The sequence below is a fragment of the uncultured Nevskia sp. genome, assembly GCF_903885465.1.
Classification (GTDB): Bacteria; Pseudomonadota; Gammaproteobacteria; order Nevskiales; family Nevskiaceae; genus Nevskia.
This window is the reverse complement of sequence record NZ_CAISIQ010000103.1, coordinates 1-4077: the sequence shown is the minus strand read 5'-3', so window position 1 is coordinate 4077 and position 4077 is coordinate 1. Positions and strand designations below refer to the sequence as shown.

The 4077-nt window shown below is 66.0% G+C and carries 3 protein-coding genes and 1 pseudogene; all 4 read right to left on the bottom strand.

The window, feature by feature from the left end:
* A pseudogene (locus QZY06_RS03905) lies at window positions 1-828 on the bottom strand (hypothetical protein); the annotation flags it as partial.
* Window positions 829-970: 142 nt separating this feature from the next.
* Window positions 971-1405, bottom strand: coding sequence for an HIT domain-containing protein (locus QZY06_RS03900; protein WP_295680454.1), 435 nt, complete (start codon window positions 1403-1405; stop codon window positions 971-973).
* A 7-nt stretch (window positions 1406-1412) separates the two neighbouring features.
* Window positions 1413-1700 carry a helix-hairpin-helix domain-containing protein gene (locus QZY06_RS03895; protein ID WP_295680452.1) on the bottom strand — a complete coding sequence of 96 codons (288 nt, stop codon included), beginning with the start codon at window positions 1698-1700 and terminating at the stop codon, window positions 1413-1415.
* 3 nt (window positions 1701-1703) lie between these two features.
* A partial coding sequence (locus QZY06_RS03890; RefSeq protein WP_295680450.1) for a PQQ-dependent sugar dehydrogenase occupies window positions 1704-4077 on the bottom strand: 2374 nt, incomplete at its 5' end.

Below are 4077 nucleotides of genomic sequence, written 5' to 3'. Positions count from 1 at the left end.
CTTCTTCAGCTCGTCCGGCTGGTACGGCGACTTGAGCGGATCGAAGACGATCTTGCCGGCGGTGTCCTTGGTCGGATCAGCCGTGTATTTCCGGTAACCCAGCACGCCGCTGGAATGCTCGTCCGGGCAACGGTCCCACCAGTAGGTCGAGGCATCGCCTTCGCTGCAGTCCGGGTCGTTGATCAGGCCGTATTTCTCGAAGCGCTTGGCTCGCTCGCGGGTGTCGAGCCAGGGATACCAGATGTCCGCCATGCCGTTCGGCACGGTGCGGGCGAAGTGCAGGTAGATCTCGTCCTGGTTGCCGAAGGTGCCCTTGAACCAGACATCGCGACCGCGCCGGGCCTGCGCACGCAGCACTTTCGCCTTGGCCGGATCGCTGGCTTCGACGTCCTTGAACAGGGTGCCGACATAGCGGCAGGACTCGGCGTCATAACCCGTGGGCTGTGGCTCGCCGCAAGGTGGCGGTGCGGCCTGCGGGATCGGTGCGAATTTCCAGCTGATCGGCCCCTGCCAGTCGTGCGTGTAGTGCTGGCTACCATCGGGCCAGACCTTGCGGGCGGCCAGGGTCGCGTAGAAGTTCTCCTCGTACCAGGCGCGCTTCTCGTTGAGCTGCGGCGTGCCCTTGTAGGTGCCGAGCGGCAGTAGATCGCGCTTGGCGAGATCTTCCAGCGACACCGAGCGCAGCGTCATGCCGTAAGGCGCATCGGCCGCTGGCGGCGGCGTGACTGCCGAGGGCGCTTCAGGCTTCGCCGGCTTGGTGGCAGCACTGGCGAAGGACAGCATCAGGACCGCGGCCAGCACGGCCGCAGCAGACAATTTCCGATTCATGTGCAGCCCCTTTTGATGCCCTGGGGCGCGCTCTTGTGGCGCGCTGGTGCACGAGTGTACCAGCCGTGCTGCGCTTTTCCATACTGGGGCGTACTGATCTCGAAATACCCGGATTTCGCGAACGCTGTTCCTTGATGAAAGCTCAGCCGGCAGTGCTCAGCGCCCCGCCCAGCAGTTCACGCAGCGTCCTGATTCGCTCAGAACGCACAGCTTCGTCGTAATCGATCGCCGGCACCCGCCCCCAGACTGGCGCCGGCCAGGCAGCGTCGTTCTCGAAGCGGGCGATGTGGTGAACGTGCAGCTGCGGAACCATGTTGCCGAGGGCCGCGATGTTCAGCTTGGTCGGCGAGAACGCGGTCATCAAGATTCGCGACAGCAGCATCGACTCACGCAGCAATTGCTGCTGATCAGCCTCGCTCAGCTCGTGAATCTCGCGGACATCGGCGCGGCGCGGCACCAGGATCGTCCAGGGATAGTGGGCATCGTTCGACAGCAGCAGACGGCTCAGGACGAAGTCACCGACTGAAACGGTGTCGGCCGCCAAGCGTGGATGCAGGGACCAGGTGGCGTCGTTCATTAGTGGGCTAGAGATCAGGATGCAGGCGCTTGCGCTCGGCGGTGTAATCCCACCACGGCTTGGCAGCAGCGCCGTTGGCGAAGTCGACGGCGGCGATGAAAGTGTCCAGCACGCAGGGGTCTTGGCGCTGGCCGGTCAGCTTGCAGAGCTTGCGATACAGCCGCAGCGGGTCCGCACCACGCAGGTCCTGCGGCTGCTTGAGGCCGAGCTGCATGAAATCGCCGGCCATCGCCGGACCGATGTTCGGCAGATCGGTGAAGCGTCGGGCGTCGTCGATGTGGCGGGCTTTGCTCATGGCTCAGGGTGCTCCGGAGTCGATCCACTGGCCGATCAGCGCAACGCCGTCGGCATCGACGACATGGCTGGCGATGCTCGGCATGCGGTTGTCGTCGAGGCGGCGCATGCGCTCCCAGATCAGGCTGGATTCCTTGTTGCCGGAGGCGATACGGCGGGCGTTCGGCAGGCCGAGCGAACTGCCGCTGGGCGGGACGTTCAAGGTGCGGGTCGCCGACATCGCGGTGGTGGCACGCAGGTCCATGTCGACCGGCGTCGGGCCGGTGGGCTGATGGCACTGGGCGCAGTTAGTGTCGAGGTAGGCGCGGGCGCGGCGGCTCAAGGTGGTGGTGGTATCGGCCGGGTTGGCGAGCGTGCGGTACTGGCTGCTGCTGCCGATGTCGCGATCGAACAGGCCGACATGGTTGTAGGTGCGCAGCTGGTTGTCGGTGACGCCGCTCGGGAACTTCTGGCTGCGGTTCATCTGCTGGGTCTTGATGCCGAGCACGAAGCCGGCCGCGCTGTTGTGGCAGTTCAGGCAGGCGCTGCGGCTGGGGTACTCGTATACCTGCGTGGCGCCACCGGCGACGGTCAGCGTTTCGAACTCGGCGTTGGCAAGCAGATCGGCATCGCTGCCGGCGGCGTTCCACTTGTAGGTGTAGCCCGCCCAGCCGTCGGCCTGATGGACGAACACCCGGGTTTCCAGGCGTCGTGTGCGGCCGTTGGCGAGGCGGATCTCGAAGTGCTTGACGGTGACCGTGTCGGCCGGGAAGGTCCAGGCGCGATCCGCCGTGAAGCCGATCAGGCCGTTGTTCGGCAGCGCCAGCCAGCGCCGCTTGGTCGCGCCATCGGACCAGAACGTGGCCTTGACGCCGTACTCGATCAGGCCGGGATTCGGCGTCAGGTTCGTCAGATTGCTGAACAGCCCGGTCTGCGACAGCTTCTGCGGAAACGTCGGCCCCGGCGTCGTGCCGCTGCCGCGCACCAGCTTGTAGATGCGGCCGTCGTAGGAGGTGATGTAGACCTCGCCGCTGGCGTCTTCGCCGAACGAGCTGGGATTGCCGGGAATCTGCGCCAGCGCCGTCGGGTTGGCCGGTTCGCCGCTGGCCGGAATCGCCAGCAAAGCCGAGGAGCAGAAATCCGAGAACAGGTACTGGCCGATCAGCGCCGGAATCGCGCTGCCGCGATAAACGTAGCCGCCGCTGATGCTGCAGCCGGTGGCGTGGTCGTACTCGGCAACCGGGTCAATGAAGTTGTTGCCGACCGGCTTCGGAACATCGGCAGTCGGATAACCGTGCCGGCCTTCGCGAACGCTCCAGCCGTAGTTGCCGCCACGGCTGATGACGTCGACTTCCTCGTAATTGTTCTGGCCGACATCGGCGGCCCAGAGCCGGCCGGTGGCGCGGTCGAAACTCATCCGGAACGGATTGCGCAGGCCGTAAGCCCAGATCTCGCCGCGCCGCCCGGCCTGGCCGGCGTAGGGATTGTCAGCTGGGATGCTGCCGTCGCGGTTCAGGCGCAGCGTCTTGCCGAGCAACACGTTCAGGTTCTGACCATTGGCCATCGGATCGCCAGCGTCGCCGCCGTCGCCGGTGGCGATGTAGAGCTTGCCGTCCGGACCGAAGCCGAGCCAGCCGCCGTTGTGGTTGGCGAACGGCTGGGCAAATTCGAGCAGCACGGTTTCGCTCGCCGGATCGGCAACATCCCGATTGGCGCTGACGCGGAAGCGGGAAATGCGGGTACGCAACACGCCGCTGGCCGGGTTGTAATTGACGTAGAACCAGCCGTTGCTGCTGTAGTCCGGATCGAAGGCGAAACCGAGCAGGCCCAGTTCGCCGCCGCTCTGGCTGACCTTGCCGCGCAGGTCCAGAAAGGTTTTCACGACGGTGGCCGCCGGATCGTTCACGAACACCTGGATCAGGCCCGGCTGGGTCGCGACGAACAGCCGCCCGGTGTCGGCCGGGGGCGCCGTGACGAACAGCGGCAGCTGGAACAGCAGATTCGGGAAGGCGTTGGTGATCGCCACTTCGCCTTGCTGCACGCTCTGCGACGGGAAAGCCAGCGGCGCCAGCACCGGACGGCTGCTCAGGCCGTAGGGCGCGGTCGCAGGGTTGACGGTGATCGCCACCGTGCGATCAACGCGTCCGCCACCGCTGACCCGGCAGCGCAGATCGTAGCCAGAGATGCCGACCACGGTCGGCGTCACCACTTCGCTGCCGCTCAATGGCTTGCTGCCGGACCAGGCGTCGCTGGCGGTGCAGGACGTGGCGTTCTTGCTGACCCAGCTCAGGGTGGCCGACTGGCCGAGCGTGATCGTGGTCGGACTGGCGCTCAAGCTCAGTTCCGGTGCCGGCGGCACGACGATGACGCTGACGCTGCTGCTCACCGAGCCACCGCTG